The following is a 22,001-nucleotide window of genomic DNA, read 5'->3' on the forward strand; positions in this document are numbered from 1 at the left end:
TTTTTCCCTATGCTGGTTCAGGTTTTAACTGTTTTTTGAACTCAGATGGAGAAAAAGAGGTGTGTTTTTTAAACATTCTGCTCAAATGAGATGCATCATCAAAACCAAGTTCGTAGGCGATCTCTTTGGCAGTTTTATCCGTATAAATTAATAAACGCTTAGCTTCTAAAATTATGCGATCATGAATAATCTGCAGTGGGCTTTTTTCAAACTTGGAAAAGTTGTTGGATAAGGTCTTTGGAGACTTAAATAGCTTATCCGCATAAAAACCTACCGAATGTTCTTCTCTAAAGTGAAATTCAACCAATGCATTAAATTGTCTGATCAGATCTATTTGATCATCGACCGCGCTAAAATCATTTTGTTGTTTGATTAGACGTGTGGTGGTGATGATAAACCTAGCCATCAACATGCGAAGCATTTCAGCTTGTATGGTATCTACTGTATCCAGTTCTTCTAGGAAGATGTTATGAAATAATTCTAATTTATCCTGTTCCTTTTGGTCCAGATGTATAGTTGGGATTATACTGTTACCATAGAACAAAACTCCCATACAACTTACTTCTTTATCGTGATCTTTGATACAATAGAATTCCCGATTAAATTGATATACAATAAGATCGGAACCACTGATATATTTAAAAAACTGATTAGGAGTTAAGACAACAATATTGTTTTCATCCACAGTAACATCAATACCATCAATCTCAAATACCGCCTTTGAATTCTTCACCCATATAAAAGTATACAATCCAATAACTTTGGATTGCTTAAAGGGTTGAAGGATTTCTTCGTTGGCTACATTGAGTAAGGCTGTGGTTGAAAATTCTCTAAACTCTTTGATCATACTATAAAGGTCGGATTTTTACCCCTTTCATTACAGGATAGATGTAATAATTTATTGTTAATCTTTCTGGAAAATTATGAATTGATAAGGATTAACTGTTTTGCGAAATAGGTGTTTAGTTTAATCCTACCATCCCTTGAACGGATTCAAACATTTTTTTTGAATCATAACCGAATCCATCTTTAAAAACAATTTCCATTTCTCGGATATTCTTAGGGTTTTGTTTCAAGCTACCATTTATAAGAACCAGATCTGCTTTTTTTCCTTTTTCGACAGTGCCAATATCTTTTTGTCTTTCTAGATAAATAGCACCATTTAAAGAACATATTTTGATAGCCTCTTCAATACTAAAACCTGATTCTACCAGTATTTCTACAGTACGCTGATTCGCGTATCCAGCTACTGTTCTTCCAGCGCCTGTGGGGTCGGTTCCGGCAACCAAAAGGCCTCCTTTGTCATTGAATTGTTTGAGCCATTTTAGGTTTTTTTCAAATCGCTTAATCGCCGAAGAATCTTTGTTTACAACTCGATCATATCGCTCCTGTATTTTTTCCTGAAATTGTGGTGCCAAAGCTTTTAGACCTCCTCCTGGTACTACTTCATGACCAGTAAATGGTTCGAAAACCACAGGAGTGGTGGTTATCGCTGTTTTATTTTTGATTAAGAGATCGATAAGTGAGTGTATTCTTGGGTCGTCTAGAGGAGCCTGATCCAAAGCTTTGCGAGCTACAAAAGGATCGCAGTGATTTTCTTCCTTATCCTTTACAAAATCGCTGGACACCATAAATCCGTGTTCCAAATTATCTATACCGATATTTGAAGCTTCGCGATGCGTCAAAGAACACAAATGCCCAGTTACTTTTAGTCCTCTTTTATGGGCTTCGATAACACAAATTTTTAAATCTTCCTTGGTGATATGATTGTAAACCTTAAAAGAAGTAACGCCTCTATCTGCCCAGTAATTAACCAATTTGGCGACATCACTTGTGCCATTGATAAAACCGAGTTCAGGTATTTGATATCCTTCACGTTCTATAAAAGGACCGGTAACGTCCATTTTTGGCCCAGTCATTTTACCTTCATTGATCCATTTTTTTACATTAAGATCGGTTTCTGGTTGAATACTTCCAGCAGTTCTCATGGTGGTAACTCCTCCCGCAAGGTATAACCTGGGGAAGGTGAAGGTCATTTGCCCAACACTAAACCAATTTTCAAAAGGTTTAGGATAAAACATGTGTTCATGCAGCATCACTAAACCAGGAATTACCGTTTTATTAGTCCCGTCAATTGCCAGAGCGTTTTCTGGGATTTTTATGGAGTCATTATCTCCTACGGCATCAATAATTCCATTTTTAATGACGATCGTTTGGTTTGATTTTACGGGAGCACCCGTACCATCGATAATCGAAACATTAGTGATTGCTACTAATGAAGAATCAACCGTGATGAATTTTTTTACTTGTTGCGTAAAATCTTGTGCACTAATATGTAGCGAACTAAGTATTAGAGTGAGAAGTATAAATAGTTTAGCTTTCATGATTGACTTAATAAAGTTTAGCGAAGTACTAAGATGCGAAATTCTTTTGAACTACCGTTTTTGGTCCATCCAGACTTGTTTGGTAATACTGAAAACATTGAAAACTTCGTCTGTTATTTTTTCGAAGATCATTCCGTTTTTGAGAGCTACTTTTTCAGAACCAATGTTATCGAAATGTATTACAGAAACCAGCGAATCCGCAAAGCTGTTTTCAAAAGCATAGTTCTTACATTTTAAAGCAGCTTCGTAGGCATATCCTTGTTTCCAAAACTCTGGTAGTATAGAATATCCAACTTCGAGCCTTTCCTCATTATCTATGTTTTGTACTAATAATCCACTTTGCCCAACAAATCGATGGGTTTTTTTATCAATCAATACATTCATTCCTCCTAATTGTTTGTCATATCTATTATTGGTTTTGTCATACCATGCTTGGCAAAGCTGAGAAGGAGATAATTTAGGATCCAAGCCTAAGAACTCTGCTACGTGATCTTCTTTGAATAAGTTGGTCCACTCATCAAAATCATTGTCTTGTAATAACCGAAATCGTAATCGTTCGGTTTCTTGGTCTGTGAGCAAGTATTTCATTTGAAATAGAATTGTAAATTTTAGTAAAGAAAAGCAAGATACTTATTGATCTTTTAAGAGAGATCGTGTTTCTTCATTAGGTTTTGCATATTGAAATCTATCCAATACCTGTGGTAATGCATAACCATCCAAGCCGATACATGATACTGTTTCAGCTTTGTCCAGTTGCACCCAACCATCAGGATGAATGATTTTTTCGTCCATGTATATGTGTTCAATCCCACCAATTACTAATAAAGTATCATTTTCTTTGATATGGTATTCGTTAATGTATTTACACCCTAGCTGTATAGGACTGTTTTGTACATAAGGAGCAAAGAAATCATCAATATAGGCTTCATTAAGCCTGGTTTTGTCAAACTCAGAAATATCTGCTTCGTATTTTGCTGCAGTATGATGTGCGTCTTTAATGAAATCTTTATGGACCTGATTTACCGTAAAAAAACCGGTTTCTTTAATATTCTTGTATGTGTTTCTTGGAACAGTTGTAGGTCGTAGAACAAAACCCAACATTGGAGGATTACTACCAATATGAATGATAGAATTAAAGATGGCTACATTAGTGTTGTCGTCTTTTCCTTTGGTACCTAGTAGATTACAAGATTTATAACCAGTACAACTATTGATTAGATTTGCTCTAAATCTAGATGGCATAGCGGTAAGGTCTTGTAAGGTATAGTGATTCATGGTATATTGCAATGTGAGTTGATACTAAAAACTCAAAACTACAGAAAAAGTAAGTACAATCACAAGTTTACCCGTATCGCTTTTGGGTGACAACAATCAATAAAATATAAAATTGAAGCAATCATGCCGGATACATTTGAGAAGTATTTTGAAACCAATAGACAAACCTGGAATGAAAAAGTAAATATTCATGCGGGTAGTGCATTTTATGATATGGAAGGGTTCAAAAAAGGAGCAACTTCGTTAAACCAATTTGAAATCGATGCTTTAGGAGATGTTTCTGGAAAATCGCTATTACATCTTCAATGTCACTTTGGGCAAGATACGTTGAGTTGGAGTAGGATGGGAGCTAGGTGTACTGGGGTAGATATTTCTGAAAATGCCATCGAATTGGCCAGAAAATTAGCTTCAGAACTAGAACAAGATGCTTCATTTGTATGTTGTAATGTATTGGATACTTCGTTGCATGTCAAAGAAGTGTTTGATATTGTATTTACAAGTTATGGAGTGATTGGTTGGCTTCCCGATTTACAACCTTGGGCAAACATGATTGCAGAACGTTTACGGCCTGGAGGAACCTTTTATTTGGTAGAATTTCATCCTATTGTATGGATGTTTGATTATCTCGAAAAAGAACCTGTGATACGATATGGATACCATCAAAAAGAAGCGATTTATGAAGAGTATCAAGGAACGTATGCCGATACTGACTCAAGTATGATCAGTAAAGAGTACGGGTGGAATCATGGATTAGGCGAAGTCGTATCATCTTTAACCAAAGCTGGTCTAAAGATTGAGTATCTGCAAGAGTACGATACGTCTCCCTATGAAATTTTTCCAAACCTTATAAAGAATAAAGAGGGGATGTTTGAAATGAGTGAGAAACTCTATCCGCTTTTATTTTCCGTAAAGGCAACCCGTTAACCCACAAGACGCTTTAGCCACTTTAATTTTTTGCTGCTATACGGAGCATATTTAAGGTCTAGTTCTACCCAAAATGGTTTCTGAAGCACACTTTTGTAATGAGAAAAAGCTTCAAAACCGTATTTGCCATGATAGGTCCCGATACCACTTTCTCCAACTCCTCCAAAAGGAAGTGTCTGTTCGGTAAAATGCATCACAGCATCATTTACTGCTCCACCGCCAAAAGAAATTTCATTTAAGATTCTTTTTCTGGTTGTGCTATTTTTGGTGAATACATAAAAAGATAACGGTTTCTCAAATTTCTTGACACGCTCTATAGCTTCATCGATAGTATCAAAGGTGAGTATGGGCATAATAGGACCAAAGATTTCTTCTTGCATTACCTTGTCTGTATATACCACATCAGTTAAAACAGTAGGGGGAATTACTCTTTCTTCTTTGTTTCCTTTGCCTCCTATAAAGATTTTGTCTTCGTTGATGAGATCATTAAGACGATCCAGGTTCTTTTCGTTAATGATTTGAGTATAGTTATCGTTATCGACGTGATAATCTGATTTTTCGATATACTTTTTGATTGCCGCTAAGAATTTGTCTTTTATAGTAGCATCGACCAAAACATAATCTGGAGCAATACAGGTTTGTCCTGCATTAAGATATTTTGCCCAAACTAATCGCTTGGCCGTCATATCGATATTTACATCCTTTGTTATTATAGCTGGACTTTTTCCTCCTAATTCTAAAGTGACTGGCGTTAGGTGTTTAGCAGCGGCTTGATATACAATCTTTCCCACAGGAACACTGCCGGTAAAAAATATTTTATCAAAACGAATCTCTAGTAATGCTGTGGTTTCTTTTACACTACCTTCTACAACTTTAAACAGTTTTGGATCAAAATTTTGATTGATTAATTGTGCCATTACTTCAGAAGTTTGGGAAGGCACTTCACTTGGTTTTAAAACTACAGTACATCCCGCAGCAATGGCAGCTATTGCTGGGCAAAGGGATAATTGGTATGGGTAATTCCAGGCACCGATGACTAGAATAGTACCATAAGGTTCGGGAATAATATAGCTCTTACCAGGAAGGTTAGCCAAACCAGTAGAAACTTTTTTCTTTTTTGCCCATTTTTTAACCTTTACCAATGCGAGATCAATTTCATGATAAATAATAGATAGCTCTGTAAGGTAGGTTTCAAATTCGGATTTTTTGAAATCCTGATATATAGCTTGATAAAGTAGCGTTTCGTTTTGTTTTAAAACGTTTTTTAATCGTTTTAACTCTTGAATTCTAAAAGAAATATTTTTCGTTGCATTCGTATTGAAAAAATTACGTTGCTGATCTACTATTTCTTGATAATTCATATTTCTACTTTTTCAAGGTTTTTATGACTCGCTTTTTCTCGAATTACTTCCTTTTTGGGTGAAGCTTGTTTCTTTTGAAGCTCGAGTTCTCGTTGCATTTCTTTTACTGTAAGAGTACTTCCATCGTGACTCCATCCCGGAGGGCCAAAAATATACATGAATTTATGATACCAGTTTTTGGATTTTTTGGTGTCGTTCCAGATGTCCCTATATTCATGAGTAAGTATTACCCATGGGTTGTAAGAGTTAGGTGCATGTGTTACTCCATACTGTACGTCGATATTTTCGTCTAATTCTTTCCAGGTATTAAACATTTTGTCAAAAATATTTAGAAACCCTCCGTGATTCTTATCCATGTATTCCACATTTTTCGCATGGTGTACTTGATGCATTGTATGCGTGTTGAATATCTTTTCCAAAAAGCCAAGCTTAGGGATGTATACTGAATGCAGCTGGAATTGCCATAAAGCTTCAATTCCTAAACACACCACTACCATTTCTGGAGGAAAACCTATTGCAGGCAGCCACATATAGAATAAGGGTTTGTACAAAATAGTAAACCACCCATTACGCACAGCGGTACCCAAATTAAAATTATCGGACGAGTGATGGACAATATGAGCAGCCCAAAGCGCTCTAACCATATGATTTTGTCGATGAAACCAATAGTAGGTAAAATCATCTAGTAATTGACATACTAACCAAACATACCAGGCATATCCAAAGGACTCCCATCCCATAATATTAGTTCGTACACCATCAACCAGTGGATTAAAAAAGTCATACACATAGTTGAAAATAACAATAGCCGAAATAGTTTTGATTAGTGGAGCAAGTAATGCAGATCCTACACCCATAAACAAACTGGCACCTAGATCTTTCCATTCATACAAATCTTTTTTGCTATGATCATGCGTTTTGCTGTAGGTTAGCTCTAATAAAATCAGTCCTAAGAAGCAGGGTACTCCATAGACTAAGGGGTTGGTAAAATCCATTCTTTTTTTGTTCTTGTTGAATAAGGGCAGAATATAGTGAGATTTTTTAGCAATTCTTTAACATTTTTGAATGAATTGCTAAAAAGTTGTAGTTTTTTATCATTTTTAACCTGCTTTTTTGTTTTGTTTACCTTTATTTGGCAAAAATTTGCTCTTTATGTTTAAAGGCTTTGAACTCTAAAGCATTTCCACAAGGATCATACAAGAACATGGTGGCTTGTTCTCCTACTTCTCCTTCAAAACGAATGTAGGGTTCGATAACAAAAGAGATTTTCTTGGAAGTTAACATTTTGGCCAGGTTTTCCCAAACATCCCACTCTAGAATGATTCCAAAATGGGGTACAGGAACGTCTTTACCATCAACCCGATTGCTATGCGCTTTTTCTTCCTCAGATTTTGGCTTATAGTGTATAACTAATTGATGTCCAAAAAAATTAAAGTCTACCCAGTGATCGCTACTACGACCTTCTTCTAATTCAAAAATATCATTATAGAATTTTCTGGCTTTCTGTAAATCATCTACAGGGATGGCTAGATGAAAAGGAGATAAAGTATGATTCATAGTAAAAATTGAAGTATTTGTGTTAATCTTTAATGGTATTCCAGATATCGAGGTACATTTTCCACTGGTTGTTTTCTTTTTTCCATACCACGACGTATTTGCCTTGATAACTAATTTCGGTACCATCGGCTCTTTTGTTTTTTCCTTTGTAAATCCCATAATCATGGGCTGTATTATTCAAAATCACGATTTCTTCGGGAATGATTTCGTGTGCAATAGGAGTGTAACTGTCGGCACCCCCAGACCATCGCTTTTTGATGGCTTCATATCCTTTGATAATAGGCGTGTTATTGGGAAATATTTTGGCATCTTTGGTATACGCATTCGCAATGGCTTCAAAATCTTTCTTTAAATACGCAGCAGAAAAAGATTTTGCAGCATTACGGATTTGGTCTTCATCAGATAGCTTTTCTGTATCCTTTCTCTTTATACAATCAATTTTCCAGGTGGGATAAGAAAAAGACTCATTGGTATTTACCCATTCTCCTAACCATTTAAATCCCTTTTCGGTAATATCATAAAAATTGATCTTGTAATATCCCTCCATTCCATTAGGAGCTTTTTGTTCTTTGTACAAAATGATTTTATCATCTTTTTTATTTCCTTCCCAGGCAGAGAGCACCGGAGTAGGACCACTAGAAGAATAATAATGCACGTACCATTTGCTACTATCCTGGATAAATTGACGAATACTACCAGAATGTTTCCCATCTTCTTTTAGTGTTTCGTCCTGAACAGCCATTCCGTTCATGATATATTTAAATTCCCAAGTCATTATATTGGGAGCTGCCCAGGATTGATCTTTGTTTCGGGTTATCGAAGTACAATCACAAATCCCGATCATCGGTTGGAAATCCATAATTTCTTTAGGAGCATCGGGATGAGGTTTTCCAAATGGATAGGCTTCAGAGGGTTCGTTTTCATATTGCCCCCAACAGGCTATAGAAATCAAACCAACAAATAGTATGATTAGATGTTTCATCGGTTAGCATTTTAAGTGCACAGATGAGTAATTTACTTAATTTATCAGCAAATTGTTTTGAGGAATCAGAAAATTAGGATTTTGTTAACGGCTATTTCTTCTGCGTTTTCTCCTATGGTCGCTGGAAGTATTTCTTTTGGAAGGAGCAGAAGCATTGTTTTTACGGTCCATATTTCGTTTTGGCCTTGATCGCTCTTTGTTTTCCTCAAATTTTGAGGCTTCTTCTGTTTTGCTAGAATCCCCTACATCTTTGTTAATGTGTTGCAGTTCCTCTTCTGTAAAATATCTCCACTTTCCGACAGGAACATCCAGAGTAATATTCATGATTCGGATTCTTTTCAGGGATACTACATCATAGCCCAGATATTCGCACATCCGTCTAATTTGTCGATTAAGCCCCTGCGTAAGTACAATTCTAAAAGTAAACTTGCTAATCTGTTCTACCTCGCATTTTCGAGTAACTGTATCCAAAATAGGAATACCATTTCCCATGCGTTTGATAAATTGAGGATTGATCAATTTATTGACGGTAACTATGTACTCTTTTTCGTGATTGTTACGGGCTCTTAGGATCTTATTTACAATATTTCCATCACTGGTAAGAAAAATTAGACCCTCACTGGGTTTGTCGAGACGACCAATTGGGAAAATACGTTTCGGATAATTGATAAAATCAATAATATTGTCCTTTTCATTTTGAGCGGTGGTACAAACAATACCCACTGGTTTATTAAACGCAAGATATACGTGTTTTTCTTTAGGTTCTGTTATAAGATCACCATCAACGCGAACTTCATCATCTACAGCCACCTTGGTCCCCATCTCCGGAACTTTCCCGTTGATAGTAACTCTACCTTGCTCGATTAATTTATCAGCTTCACGGCGAGAGCAATATCCTACTTCGCTCAAATATTTATTTAGTCTGGTAAGTTTAGCATTTTCCACACGGCAAAGGTAATTATTAAATTCTATTACCGGTCGGATTTTGGCTTTGGATCAAAAAGATGTTTAGCTTTTTAGAAAAGTAATAATCATATCGTCTACTTCTTCGTAAAACAAAGAGTGACCATAGTTTTCGGTAGTGATAAACTGTGATCCTTTCCAACTTTGAGAAATAGCAACTACTTCATTATAAGGAGCTATATCGTCGTACTTGTCATGAATAAGCAATCCTTTTTTATCAATGGATGTTGCAAATTTTGAAACCGAAAACTCTTCGAAATAAAATCCATATTTGTTTTTAAAAAAGTCATCCAAGGCTTTCATGAATTTTGAAGATAAACGAAGTATCCCTTGAAATTGTCCCATGATTCTTTCTAAATCTGAAGGTGGTGCTAGAATAATGAGTTTATTGATCTCTTGATCTGGATATACATACTGATGATAAAGTGTCGTCATACCACCTACAGAATGCCCCATAATATGATCAGGGCGATACAGTTCGACCATCTTTTGAAGACATTGAGTGTAAAAAGGAACACTCAGTATTTTTCCGCTAGAATACCCATGTGCTGGAGCATCAAAAGCAACAACGTTATACCCTTGTTGGTGTAATTTCTGTATGATTCGTTTCCAACGATGAGTATTGCTTTCCCATCCATGCACCACAAGAATGGTTTCTCCCATGTTGGCCCATCTGTAGGACTGTATATAAATGTCTTCTACAGCAATAACGGCATCTTCTGCTTCATCAAGAAAATCTTCTTGTTCTGGTAATACTTTACCTTTTCGAGGAGTACAAAATAGCATGTAGGCCTTATGTAATGCCTTTTTAGGAGAGAAAAAGAATAATAACTGGAGATACTTTCCAATGAGTAAAGGTACGTATTTTTTAAATTTTTCTCTCATTCATCTTCTCGATGTACAGCTTCCATAGAAAAAGCAGGAAGACAAATGGCAATATACTCACATTCTTCATCAAATGGGTTAGCATATTGAACTCTTGTGTTTTTTTCAATTTTGATAGATTGTCCCGAATGCAATATTACCTTTTCGCCTTCGATGGTAAACTGTTTCTTACCTCTTATGATATAAGTGTATTCATCAAATTCTGGTGTTTGAAAAGGTTCACTCCATCCTGAGGGAGCAATCATATGTGCAATGCTAATTTGCGAATTACCATCGGTAGCCCTTCCAAAATGCTCTTCGATGAGCTTCCCGTCGGTAGTAGGAACAATAAATGGTGTTTTTTGAATATGATATTTTTTACTCATTCTATAATTTTAATGTTCGCTCCAGCTAATCCAGAAATGCTTAATCTTTGCAGTGTCGGGAATGTCTGAAACGGTAATTTTGGCGTCTGTCGAGTTTTGAAACGTTACAGGTAATTCTTTTTTATCAATGGTAAAATAGGCCTGAATGCTATCCACAAAGATAACTGCTGTGCTTAAGGTGTTATTGATTTTTGAAATAGTATAATTATCCTTAATGCTTTTGAATGTACTTCCCGAAGATAAGCCAGAAGCTGTTTTATATCTGGAGTCTATAACCTGAATGTTCTCTATAGTTGAAGTTGGATCTGATTCATCTTTGGCTTCGAGTACCAAAAGCTTTGTACCTCCTTTTTCATAAATTTCAATTTCGTTGGATTTGCTCAAAAATTGATTTCCAGCTTTGCGGTTAGCAATAGAATCATTGGCAAAAATTGAATCTAATTGATTCAACTGTATCTCATTGGTAAGCAACCCAACTCTGTTTTTAGCAATTTCAAACGGGTCTGGTTGAGATTCTTTTTGACATGAGGTCAAAAGCACTAGAAATACGATGATTCCAAAATATTTAGTAGTCATAATTGTGTGAATTGAATAATTATGTATTGTTAACGTAAATTATTTCAATAACTTATTTAATACTCCCAAAGCTCCTCTAATAAAAGTAGCACTGGTTAATACTTTTATTACTGCTTTTTCGGTCGCGCTGGATCTTCTTCGACTAGAGCGAGAACTCGAAGAGCTTCTTTTCAGTTTTTCTCTTTCTTTTTTTGCAGCGGCTTTGGCTTCTTCTGCTTCGGCTTTTTCAATTTTTTCGTTTAGCAATTCATAAGCGCTTTCCCGATCAATCTCTTCATTGTACTTACTGCTTAGTTCGGATTTTTTTAGCAATGCTTTCAGCTCGGCAGGTGTTAATATATCCATTCTACTCATTGGTGCTCTAAGCATGGTTGCAGCCAGTGGCGAAGGTCGACCTTTTTCATCAAGAGCAGATACCAAGGCTTCGCCAATTCCCAAAGAAGTCAATATTTCTTTGGTATCATAGAATTCTGAGATCGGGTAGTTTTCTGCGGTGAGTTTGATCGCTTTTCTGTCTTTGGCAGTAAAAGCACGAAGCGCATGCTGCACTTTCAACCCTAACTGTCCTAGAACTCCGTCAGGAACATCGGTCGGGTTTTGCGTTACGAAATACAGTCCCACACCTTTGGATCGAATTAATTTCACAATACTTTCGATTTGGTCCATTAAGGCATTCGAAGCCTGTTTAAAAATTAAGTGAGCCTCGTCTAGAAAAATGACTAATTCTGGTCTGTCACTATCTCCTTGTTCAGGAAAATTACCATAAATTTCAGCTAGTAAACTCAACATAAATGTAGAGAATAACTTAGGTCTATCCTGAATATCGGTAAGTCTAATAATGTTGATAATTCCTCGACCGTTGTCATCTACTCGACACAGATCCTGAACATCAAAAGATTTTTCTCCAAAAAACAGATCAGCTCCTTGTTGTTCTAGTTCTACAATTTTTCTCAAAATGGATCCGGTAGAAGCGGCAGAAATACGACCATAGTCTTTTTCTAGTTCTTTTTTACCTTCACGAGTAGCAAATTGGAGTACTTTTTTGAGATCTTTTAGATCCAGAAGGGGAAGTTTATTATCGTCGCAATACTTAAAAATGATCGAAATAATTCCTGCCTGTGTTTCGGTTACATCTAAAATTCTGGACAATAATACAGGGCCAAATTCGCTAATAGTGGCTCTCAATCGAACACCGTCTTGCTCGGATAAAGAAAGTATTTCTACTGGAAAATCTTTGGCTTCAAAAGGAATTTTTATTTTCGCGTGGCGTTCATCAATTTTAGGATGTCCTGGACTTGCTGCGGCAATACCACTCAAATCTCCCTTGATATCCATTAATAAAACTGGGATACCTTTTTCGCTCAGGTTTTCTGCTAGAACTTGTAACGTTTTTGTTTTTCCGGTACCTGTTGCACCAGCAATTAACCCATGACGATTTAAGGTTTTTAAAGGAACTTTTACATGGGCATCACCAATTGTTTCTCCATTCAACATGGCAGCTCCCACGGTTAAAAAATCTCCTTTTGTTGTGTATCCTTGATTTATATGATCAAGAAATGCCTGATGATCGCTCATAGTAGATGTAATTTTTGATAAAAATAGGAATCTTAACTTTTCTATTGAAATTATACGCTATTTTTAATCAGAATTAAAGAGTTACAATTATCTACATTAAGACACTACAATGAAAAAAATCATGTTTTTACTTTTAACGACTGTATTATTATGTGCCTGTCAAACGAACACCTCTGAAGCAGTAATTTTTCATGAAACTCATGAGCCCAAGAAGGCAAATGCTCCATTTTCGGACGCGGTACAAGTAGGTAATATGTATTTTTTATCGGGACAGGTAGGAATGGATCATACTTCACGCAAATTGGTATCTGGAGGCATAGAAGCAGAAACCAAACAAACCTTAGAAAATATTAAAGCAGTATTAGCACATCATGATATGGAAATGAAAGATGTGGTGAAGTGTACAGTGATACTGTCGGACATCAAGGATTTTTCTACTTTTAATAGTATATATAAAACTTATTTTCCTCAAAAGCCCGCTCGCACTACTTTTGCTGCCAGAGACCTTGCTGTGGGGGCAAAAATAGAGATTGAGTGCATCGCTGTAAAAAAATAGAGAGGATCTCAAGAATCCAATTCAAGTAATTTGATATAATTCTTTTATGTTGTGTACCTTTGCACCCTTATGCAAAAGAGTACACAGGAATTAGTAAATCTGGGAGAAATGCTTCCTTTGATGGAGGAGTTCTATACGATTCAGGGAGAAGGGTACCACAAAGGTACTGCTGCTTATTTTATTCGTATAGGCGGATGCGATGTGGGATGTCATTGGTGTGATGTAAAAGAAAGCTGGAATGCAGAGCTTCATCCACCTACACATACCGATTTTATAGTAAATACTGCATTGAAGTATAGTGATGTAGTGGTAGTAACAGGTGGAGAACCTTTGACATGGGATATGACGTTGTTAACCAAGGGACTGAGAGAAGGAGGAGCAAAAACACATATTGAAACTTCTGGAGCCTATTCATTAAGTGGAGAATGGGATTGGATTTGTCTTTCACCCAAAAAAGTAAAACTACCGGTAGCCGAGATTTATCCGATGGCTGATGAGTTAAAATGTATTGTATATAATAAAAGTGATTTTGCTTTTGCAGAAGAGCAAGCTTCCAAAGTTTCCGAAGACTGTATATTGTATTTACAGCCAGAATGGAGCGTAAGAGAAAAAATGATTCCATTGATCGTTGATTATGTAATGAAAAACCCTAAATGGAAAGTTTCTTTACAAACTCATAAATATTTGAATATTCCATAACAAAAATTCTAGAGAATTACGGTTTTCCTTTTTTTGTAAGAAAATACAAGTAATAGATGGTTAAGGGTTTATGGTAAAACCATAGATTATAGGGAAATTTCCCTTGAACGCTATGTGGTTAGCGAAAGAAAAGCCTTACTTTTTGTTTTTTCTGTTTCCTTATTCAAATGTATTTTATCCCTTGTTTTAAGTTTTGTAACGAAAGTTTAATTTTTAGTTAACATCAAACTTGACTGCAATCTTTTTGAGTCTTAGCTTTACATAACTATTTTTAAATCAGAGGGCTATGAAACAATTTTACACTATTTTTGGATTACAATTTAAAACGGTAATGGGCTTTATCAGCGAGTTACCTGGTGCATCAAAATATGCAATGCGTAGATAATAATAAGATTTATATCGTACGGTATAAGTCTTATTAATGTCTATGGGTTAAGGCACTATATTTAAGGAGGTTAGTATTTTACTAACCTCTTTTTTGTAGGAAAATTCAATATTTTTTTGTAGGATGTTTTTTATAAATATGCGCTTGTCGTTGCAATTGTGTGATTCATCAAAAAATCAAAACTTACTTTTTAATATCCTTTACATTCTCGAATGTATTAATTAAATTTAATACCAGTTAAATTCTAAATCATTCGCACATGGATAAGTTTTTTAGAAATATCTGGCTTGGTGTAAAATCCTTTATAGGTTTTATAAAAGACCTACCTGGAGCTTCTGGTAATGCTATGCGTCACTAGTAGTTTGCAAGAGTCCAGATTTTAGGAACAAACAAAAAAGTTTACAAACAAAAATAATAAAGAGACTATCCCCAAATGGTATGGTCTCTTTTTTTATAAAATTAAGATGTTTTTGGCTGTCGACTTATGGAGTATTTATAAGCATTACATCAATTTTGATATAATGTAACGATTTGTTGAGGGAAAGAGGAAATCTTATTGTAAAGCTTGAAGAGAATAAAGGGGAAAATACCCCTAAATATCGATTGGTTTTCGTAGGATATTTCTTCAAAAATTAACTTTGAAAATTCTTTTTGTTGTAGAACAACGATGTATGTAGAAGTATGTCTAAAATATGATTTTATAAATGTTAATTTTTTCACCTCCACAATTAACGATAGTATCTTTGTTTAACAAATTACAAATCAAAGGATTATGAAGTTATTTTACGGTATTTTGGTAATTGATTTGAAAGCTTTAAAGAATTTCCTAAAGCAATTGCCATCGGCTTGCAGTAATGCAATTCATAGATAATTAATTTTCGATTTTTTTCGAAAATAAGGGGAAAGTGAAGATTACGATTTTGTAAATAAATAATTATGGAATTTGGGGAATTTACCCCATTTTCCTTGTAAAAAACAACAGTATTAACCAGGGAAATTATAGTCAATAAAATTTTTTGTGCTTGTTGTCGATAAAATATCTGGTTATATCTAAAAATATTGAAAATTATTGATTGCCAACTATTTGAGTGGTATATTTGTTTAACGTTAATTTAATATAGAAATATGGGGCTATTTTACACTAAATTCAGATTAACCTTTAGAATTGTAATGGAATTTCTAGGAGACTTACCTGGAGCTTCAAGTCATGCAATTCATAGGTAAGAGAAAAAAGAAATTATTATCCTTATTGTGCAAAGGATAATCCAAATCATTAATTTAGGGCATAAATTAAAAAGAAACAGCTTGAGTAATCAAGCTGTTTTTTGTTCGTACTATGTAATCTTATGGTTTACATATAGAAAGGTACTTCTACACGAGTTGCATCCCAACCTATAACCATATGATATCCTTTATCTACTTTCTTAAAAGCGATAGAAAATACTTCTAGAGCATCTCCTGATGAAGCTGGTACTTTAATTCTAGCAGCATCCTTTCCTTGGTCATAAGAGTATGCACCCCAGCTGTCAAGATCAGAATTTAGAATAATAGTCCATTCTTTGTCGCCAGGAATAGTAAATAAAGAGTATGTCCCTGCTTTTACAGTTTTATCTCCCATTTTTACATCTTGGAAAAATTTGATCTCTGTAGCCTCGTCAGCACCGGTTCTCCATACTTTGTCATATTTTACTAAGTCTCCAAAAATAGTTCTTCCCTTTTTTTGTGGTCTACTGTATACAACTTTAATTTCTGGCTTAGCACTTCTATCTGCTTTTGCATAAGCGATATCCGTTGGGCTTTTCTGTAATCCAGCAAATTTTTGGGCATTTACGGTAGATAATGCCCCAATAAACATAATAGCAATTAGTAAGAGTGATTTTTTCATAATTCAAATTTTATTAAAAACAATATAGTCGTAAAGATATACGCGAACTTATAAGCTAAATGTTAATCCAGTCTATAAATTGTGTTAAAAGTTTATTGTGACAGTTTGATAGTGTAATAAGGTAAAAACATAGTTTTAAGTTACATTTTTTATATTATTTTTTGTTTTTATGTTTCATATTGTTATTGTTTTAAGTTTAACTGTTTACATTTTATTACTATATACTCACCTTTGGTATGTCATTAATAGAAAAAAGAAAAATTATGTGCGGTATTGTTTGTGCTTTTGATTTAAAGCAAGAAGCTGAGGTGTTAAGGCCTCAATTATTAGAAATGTCAAAAAAGATTAGACATAGAGGACCAGATTGGAGTGGTATCTATGCAAATGATAAAGCTATTTTGGCTCATGAGCGTTTGGCGATTGTAGATCCTGTATCAGGAAAGCAGCCATTGTTTAGTGAAGATAAGAAGTTGATTTTGGCAGCCAATGGTGAAATTTACAACCATAGAGAATTACGTAAACAATTTGAAGGGAAGTACAATTTCCAGACTGAGTCTGATTGTGAAGTAATTTTAGCCTTATACAAAGAAAAAGGACCTGACTTTGTAGATGAGCTTAATGGTATTTTTGCTTTTGCTTTGTATGATGTTGAAAATGATTTGTACATGGTAGCTCGTGATCATATGGGGATTATACCATTGTACATGGGGTGGGATAAAAATGGAACTTTTTATGTAGCTTCAGAGCTTAAATCCCTAGAAGGAGTATGTACTAAAATTGAGTTGTTCTCTCCAGGACACTATTTATTTAGTAAAGATACAGAGTTGACTAAATGGTATATAAGAGATTGGACAGATTATGAAGCAGTAAAAGAAAACCAAACAAGTATAGATGAGGTGAGAGAAGCCTTAGAAGCTGCAGTTCATAGACAATTGATGTCAGATGTTCCTTATGGGGTGCTGTTATCTGGAGGATTAGATTCTTCAGTGACTTCTGCAATAGCTAAGAAGTATGCGGATAAAAGAATAGAATCTGATGATGCAGATGCTGCATGGTGGCCACGGTTACACTCATTTTCTGTTGGGTTAGAAGGATCTCCGGATCTTGCTGCAGCCCAAAAGGTAGCCGATCATATTGGTACTGTGCATCATGAAATTAAATTTACAATCCAGGAAGGATTAGACGCAATAAAAGACGTAATCTACAATCTTGAAACCTATGATATAACCACCATTAGAGCCTCTACGCCAATGTATTTGATGGCGAGAGTAATTAAGTCTATGGGAGTAAAAATGGTATTGTCTGGTGAAGGTGCAGACGAAATATTTGGAGGATACTTGTATTTTCATAAAGCTCCAAATGCTCAGGAGTTTCATGAGGAGACAGTTCGTAAGCTAAGTAAACTTCATATGTATGATTGCTTGCGAGCTAACAAATCTCTGGCTGCTTGGGGTATCGAAGGACGTGTGCCGTTTTTGGATAAAGAATTTATGGATGTAGCCATGCGTATTAACCCACAAGATAAGATGATTAACGGCGAAAGAATGGAAAAATGGGTGATCCGAAAAGCTTTTGAATCCTATCTGCCGGAAAGTGTAGCATGGAGACAAAAAGAACAATTTTCTGATGGAGTAGGGTACAGCTGGATAGATACCTTGAAAGAAGTGGTAGAAAGAGAAGTTTCTGATGAGCAAATGGCAAATGCGCATTTTAGATTTCCTATACAAACCCCTCAAAATAAAGAAGAATTTTACTATCGTTCTATATTCGAAAGTCATTTTCCTAGTGATGTAGCTGCGTTAAGCGTACCTCAGGAAGCATCGGTAGCTTGTAGTACCAAAATTGCTTTAGAATGGGATGAAGCTTTTAAAAATATGAATGATCCTAGTGGAAGAGCCGTAGCTAACGTTCACGAAGAAGCTTACGAGTCTGTAGAAGCGGTATAAGAAGAAATTGAAGAATTCAGTTTATTTGCTAGCTGAAAGTTGAGTTTAATTGAGAGTATAAAACCCTGAGAAGTGAGTCTCAGGGTTTTATTTTGATTAATTAATTGTATAATGAAATTGATTTAGTTTCCGCATCTTCCTTGGTTTGCCCATCTAAAATTGCTCTGCAATTCGTATAAAAACCCTTGGTACGTTACTTCGTCTCCTGGGGAGTATCTTCTCGATCTGTTATAAGGCTCCACTCCTTCGCAAATATCTGCAGGACCAGGATTAGTGTTTTCGCACTGCCCGATACGATTCCATCTTGTGAAATCTCTTTCGTATAAGAATCCTTGATAGGTCACTTTGTCACCAACATTATATTGTCTTCCACGAACCCATTCTTCAACTCCGGCACAGATGTCATTATCTCCGCCACCATCTCCACCGCCACCATCACCAGGGTATACCTGATTGGTACCAGCAATATCTCCCGCAGATAATCTAGGTTGTCTTCTTGGGTGTGTAGAACCATCTAAAAGAGTAATGGTTGGTTGACCGTTTTTACTAAATGTAAATGCTCCATACATCATGGTAGACTGAATATCAAAATCTCCAATCAATTGTGCGCTATTACTTTTTCTGAATTGGCTCTCTGCTCCATCCTGAATGTTCTCAAATCGGATAATTACATGGTCATCTCTATCAGATCGATTTTGCTCATGAATGTATCCTAATGTATGACCTATCTCATGGATCATTACTACTTCACTGGTTCTTGTTCCGATGTTAATTCTTCCTCGATCCCCAATTACACCAAGATTCGCTGAACCACAATTACAAGTATTTCCATTGTTTCTTATGGTTACATAATAGTTCTCATTCGTTCTTTCTTTAAAGCGGACATTGGTTTTTGTAGACCACTCTTGCATAGAGTTAAGCGTCACCTGTATTTGGTTTGATGTCAGACTGTTGTCTAATACGTAGATAACGGTATTGTTTGGCCATTTACGTACACCACCGGCTAGGCCTAGTTTTTGGTCTTCGTCTGAGCCAGGTTCTGGAGATTTGTTGAAATTTATGGCAGAATCTGTAAGTTGATCTTCTGTAAAGATCACATCATCATGCAGATACAATCCTTCTCCTAGGTCTTCTACCTGAATAGATTCTCCCAAAAAGAATTTTTCGATAAGTTGAGGTTGTTCTCCTACGGGGTTTGGTAATTCATCAAAGCTTTCGTTAGAACAGGAAGTCATAAATAGTCCCAGACTAAACATCGATACCTTTGCTAAATTAATTAGGTTTTTCGTTTTCATTTTAAAGTTTAAATTATGGGTTTGTGTTTTGTTACAGCAGTGATAACTTGATGTTTCCTGCGGTTAGTACAAATCAACAGGTTAAAAAAAATCTAAAAAATGTTAATTATTCATAAGGCCTGAGTATTCGTAAGAGATGAGTGAGTAAGCGTAGATATCTAGTGCTTTTTTTATCTTGCGAACCGGTTTTTTTACCATCATTTGAAGATAAATCGAGTGTACTTAAAGAAATATTAAAATTTTTATAAAACCCGTTTAAGGGTGTTTTTATCGTTTTTAAGAGCTTTTTTTGTTTTTCTGGTATTTATCTTAACTAATTGTTGATAACTCTTTAAATCATCTTTGTGAAAACCCTTTTATCCTTTTAGTGTTTTTTTATCTTTGTTCGTTGACCAAAATTATCATAAAAATAAAGCTGGTTTATGAGCGAAGAACAAAAGAAAAGTAATTATTCCGCCGATAGTATTCAGGCGTTAGAGGGAATGGAGCACGTAAGGATGCGTCCGTCCATGTATATTGGAGATGTAGGAGTAAGAGGATTACACCATTTGGTATACGAGGTTGTGGATAACTCTATCGATGAAGCGTTGGCAGGACACTGTGATACCATCGATGTAACTATTAATGAAGATAACTCCATTACTACCAAGGATAATGGACGAGGGATTCCGGTTGGGATACACAAAAAAGAAGGAGTTTCTGCCCTGGAAGTGGTAATGACCAAAATCGGTGCGGGAGGTAAATTTGATAAAGATTCCTATAAAGTTTCTGGGGGTCTGCATGGAGTAGGTGTATCATGTGTTAACGCATTATCGGATCACTTGCACGCGATAGTGCATAAAGAGGGTAAAGTGTGGGAGCAAGAATATGAAAGAGGAAAACCTTTATATCCAGTAAAATCAACAGGTGATACCGATTTTAATGGTACAATAGTAACCTTTAGACCCGATCCAACAATTTTCCAACAGACATTGGAGTATAATTACGATACTCTTGCTAGTCGTATGCGTGAATTGGCATACCTTAATAAAGGGATTACGATCACCTTGACCGATAAGCGTCACCAGGATGAAGAAGGGAATAATGTATCTGAAATTTTTCATTCTCAAGAAGGACTAAAAGAATTTGTAAGATTTCTTGATACTAGTCGTAGTCCGATTATAGGAGATGTGATTTCTATGGAGGGAGAAAAGAATAATATTCCGGTAGAAGTGGCGATGATTTATAATGATTCTTATGCAGAGAATCTTCATTCGTATGTAAATAACATTAATACTCATGAGGGGGGTACTCATCTCTCAGGGTTTAGGAGAGGACTTACGTCTACACTAAAAAAATATGCAGATTCTTCTGGAATGCTCGATAAATTGAAATTCGAAATTTCTGGTGATGATTTCCGAGAAGGACTTACCGCGATTGTTTCGGTAAAAGTAGCCGAACCTCAGTTCGAAGGGCAAACAAAAACCAAATTAGGTAACCGTGAGGTGACTTCTGCAGTATCTCAAGCGGTTTCTGAAATGCTTGAGAATTATCTGGAAGAAAATCCTTCAGATGCTAAAACCATAGTAGAAAAAGTAATTCTTGCAGCACAAGCACGTCATGCAGCCAAGAAAGCTCGTGAGATGGTGCAGCGAAAAAGTGTGATGAGTATTGGAGGGCTTCCTGGAAAGCTTTCTGATTGTTCTGAGCAAGATCCAGCATTGTGTGAAGTGTTCCTTGTAGAGGGTGATTCTGCAGGGGGGACAGCAAAACAAGGTCGTGATCGGATGTTTCAGGCAATTCTTCCGCTTCGTGGAAAAATCTTGAATGTAGAAAAAGCGATGCATCATAAGGTGTTTGAGAATGAAGAAATCAAGAATATTTTTACGGCTTTAGGAGTAACCATAGGAACAGAAGAAGATAGTAAAGCGTTAAACCTATCAAAACTACGATATCACAAAATTGTAATCATGTGTGATGCCGATGTTGATGGTAGTCATATTTCGACCTTAATTTTGACATTCTTCTTCAGATATATGAAAGAGCTTATTGAAGCTGGACATATATATATAGCGGCACCACCGCTGTATTTAGTGAAAAAAGGTGCTAAAAAGCAGTATGCGTGGAATGATGATCAACGAGATCAAATTGTTAGAGAGTTTGGTGAGAATTCCAAAATCCAACGATATAAGGGTCTTGGAGAGATGAATGCAGAGCAATTATGGGATACTACAATGAATCCTGAGTATCGAACGCTGCGTCAAGTTAGTATTGATAATCTTACCGAAGCAGATCGTATTTTCTCGATGTTGATGGGAGACGAGGTACCGCCACGTAGAGAATTTATAGAGAAAAATGCGGTGTATGCAAATATAGATGCTTAGTTTTACAATTGAGATCTAATAATTA

Annotated in this window: 20 protein-coding genes; 5 read left to right on the top strand and 15 right to left on the bottom strand. The window is 35.8% G+C overall.

What is annotated here, in order from left to right; translation table 11 throughout:
• Positions 1–7: 7 nt before the first annotated feature.
• From BUE24_RS21280 to BUE24_RS21295, 4 genes are all read right to left on the bottom strand, one after another.
• Entirely contained in the window at positions 8–847 is an 840-nt protein-coding gene (locus BUE24_RS21280) for a helix-turn-helix domain-containing protein (protein WP_073320966.1), read from the bottom strand.
• Between the two features lie 115 nt (positions 848–962).
• Positions 963–2,384, bottom strand: a complete 1,422-nt coding sequence (locus BUE24_RS21285; RefSeq protein WP_073320969.1) for an amidohydrolase family protein — start codon at positions 2,382–2,384, stop codon at positions 963–965.
• A 51-nt stretch (positions 2,385–2,435) separates the two neighbouring features.
• Complete coding sequence (locus tag BUE24_RS21290) at positions 2,436–2,972, bottom strand: GNAT family N-acetyltransferase (protein WP_073320972.1); 537 nt, start codon at positions 2,970–2,972, stop codon at positions 2,436–2,438.
• Between the two features lie 42 nt (positions 2,973–3,014).
• Positions 3,015–3,659, bottom strand: a complete 645-nt coding sequence (locus BUE24_RS21295; RefSeq protein WP_073320975.1) for a flavin reductase family protein — start codon at positions 3,657–3,659, stop codon at positions 3,015–3,017.
• A gap of 123 nt (positions 3,660–3,782) precedes the next feature.
• On the opposite strand from BUE24_RS21295, the gene BUE24_RS21300 reads away from it, so the two are divergent.
• Positions 3,783–4,583, top strand: coding sequence for a class I SAM-dependent methyltransferase (locus tag BUE24_RS21300; protein ID WP_073320978.1), 801 nt, complete (start codon positions 3,783–3,785; stop codon positions 4,581–4,583).
• Here the strand turns inward: BUE24_RS21300 and BUE24_RS21305 are convergent.
• The 9 genes from BUE24_RS21305 to BUE24_RS21345 form a co-directional block, all read right to left on the bottom strand.
• Complete coding sequence (locus BUE24_RS21305; RefSeq protein WP_073320982.1) at positions 4,580–5,944, bottom strand: aldehyde dehydrogenase; 1,365 nt, start codon at positions 5,942–5,944, stop codon at positions 4,580–4,582. The genes BUE24_RS21300 and BUE24_RS21305 overlap by 4 nt on opposite strands.
• Positions 5,941–6,939 (bottom strand): sterol desaturase family protein, encoded by a 999-nt coding sequence (locus BUE24_RS21310; RefSeq protein ID WP_073320985.1) that lies wholly within the window; start codon positions 6,937–6,939, stop codon positions 5,941–5,943. Before BUE24_RS21310 ends, BUE24_RS21305 begins: the two co-directional genes overlap by 4 nt.
• Positions 6,940–7,072: 133 nt before the next feature.
• Positions 7,073–7,501, bottom strand: coding sequence for a VOC family protein (locus BUE24_RS21315; protein ID WP_073320988.1), 429 nt, complete (start codon positions 7,499–7,501; stop codon positions 7,073–7,075).
• 22 nt (positions 7,502–7,523) lie between these two features.
• Positions 7,524–8,483, bottom strand: a complete 960-nt coding sequence (locus BUE24_RS21320) for a YybH family protein (protein WP_073320991.1) — start codon at positions 8,481–8,483, stop codon at positions 7,524–7,526.
• An 84-nt stretch (positions 8,484–8,567) separates the two neighbouring features.
• Positions 8,568–9,428: a 23S rRNA pseudouridine(2604) synthase RluF gene (rluF, locus tag BUE24_RS21325; protein ID WP_073320993.1), complete on the bottom strand. Its 861-nt coding sequence runs from the start codon at positions 9,426–9,428 to the stop codon at positions 8,568–8,570.
• 63 nt (positions 9,429–9,491) lie between these two features.
• Positions 9,492–10,331 carry an alpha/beta hydrolase gene (locus tag BUE24_RS21330; protein ID WP_073320996.1) on the bottom strand — a complete coding sequence of 280 codons (840 nt, stop codon included), beginning with the start codon at positions 10,329–10,331 and terminating at the stop codon, positions 9,492–9,494.
• The gene (locus tag BUE24_RS21335) at positions 10,328–10,696 is read right to left on the bottom strand and encodes a cupin domain-containing protein (protein WP_073320999.1); all 369 of its coding nucleotides are present in this window, start codon (positions 10,694–10,696) and stop codon (positions 10,328–10,330) included. The genes BUE24_RS21330 and BUE24_RS21335 overlap by 4 nt, the downstream gene beginning before the upstream one ends.
• Positions 10,697–10,705: 9 nt before the next feature.
• Entirely contained in the window at positions 10,706–11,272 is a 567-nt protein-coding gene (locus BUE24_RS21340) for a hypothetical protein (protein ID WP_073321003.1), read from the bottom strand.
• A gap of 39 nt (positions 11,273–11,311) precedes the next feature.
• A complete protein-coding gene (locus BUE24_RS21345; RefSeq protein ID WP_073321006.1) occupies positions 11,312–12,847 on the bottom strand; it encodes a helicase HerA-like domain-containing protein in 1,536 nt (511 codons plus the stop codon).
• Between the two features lie 121 nt (positions 12,848–12,968).
• Between BUE24_RS21345 and BUE24_RS21350 the strand changes: the two genes are divergently transcribed.
• A complete protein-coding gene (locus BUE24_RS21350) occupies positions 12,969–13,403 on the top strand; it encodes a RidA family protein (RefSeq protein ID WP_244548194.1) in 435 nt (144 codons plus the stop codon).
• Between the two features lie 69 nt (positions 13,404–13,472).
• Positions 13,473–14,102, top strand: a complete 630-nt coding sequence (locus BUE24_RS21355) for a 7-carboxy-7-deazaguanine synthase QueE (RefSeq protein ID WP_073321012.1) — start codon at positions 13,473–13,475, stop codon at positions 14,100–14,102.
• A gap of 1,736 nt (positions 14,103–15,838) precedes the next feature.
• Here BUE24_RS21355 and BUE24_RS21360 read toward each other — a convergent pair.
• Entirely contained in the window at positions 15,839–16,372 is a 534-nt protein-coding gene (locus BUE24_RS21360; protein WP_073321015.1) for a DUF2911 domain-containing protein, read from the bottom strand.
• A gap of 263 nt (positions 16,373–16,635) precedes the next feature.
• Here BUE24_RS21360 and asnB point away from each other — a divergent pair, with 263 nt between their 5' ends.
• Positions 16,636–18,318, top strand: a complete 1,683-nt coding sequence (gene asnB, locus BUE24_RS21365; protein ID WP_073321018.1) for an asparagine synthase B — start codon at positions 16,636–16,638, stop codon at positions 18,316–18,318.
• A gap of 122 nt (positions 18,319–18,440) precedes the next feature.
• On the opposite strand, the gene BUE24_RS21370 is transcribed toward asnB, so the two are convergent.
• Positions 18,441–19,613: a M12 family metallopeptidase gene (locus tag BUE24_RS21370; RefSeq protein WP_084549646.1), complete on the bottom strand. Its 1,173-nt coding sequence runs from the start codon at positions 19,611–19,613 to the stop codon at positions 18,441–18,443.
• A gap of 422 nt (positions 19,614–20,035) precedes the next feature.
• Between BUE24_RS21370 and gyrB the strand changes: the two genes are divergently transcribed.
• Complete coding sequence (gene gyrB, locus BUE24_RS21375) at positions 20,036–21,976, top strand: DNA topoisomerase (ATP-hydrolyzing) subunit B (protein WP_073321021.1); 1,941 nt, start codon at positions 20,036–20,038, stop codon at positions 21,974–21,976.
• Positions 21,977–22,001 lie beyond the last annotated feature (25 nt).

The organism is Aquimarina spongiae, assembly GCF_900141785.1.
Classification (GTDB): domain Bacteria; phylum Bacteroidota; class Bacteroidia; order Flavobacteriales; family Flavobacteriaceae; genus Aquimarina; species Aquimarina spongiae.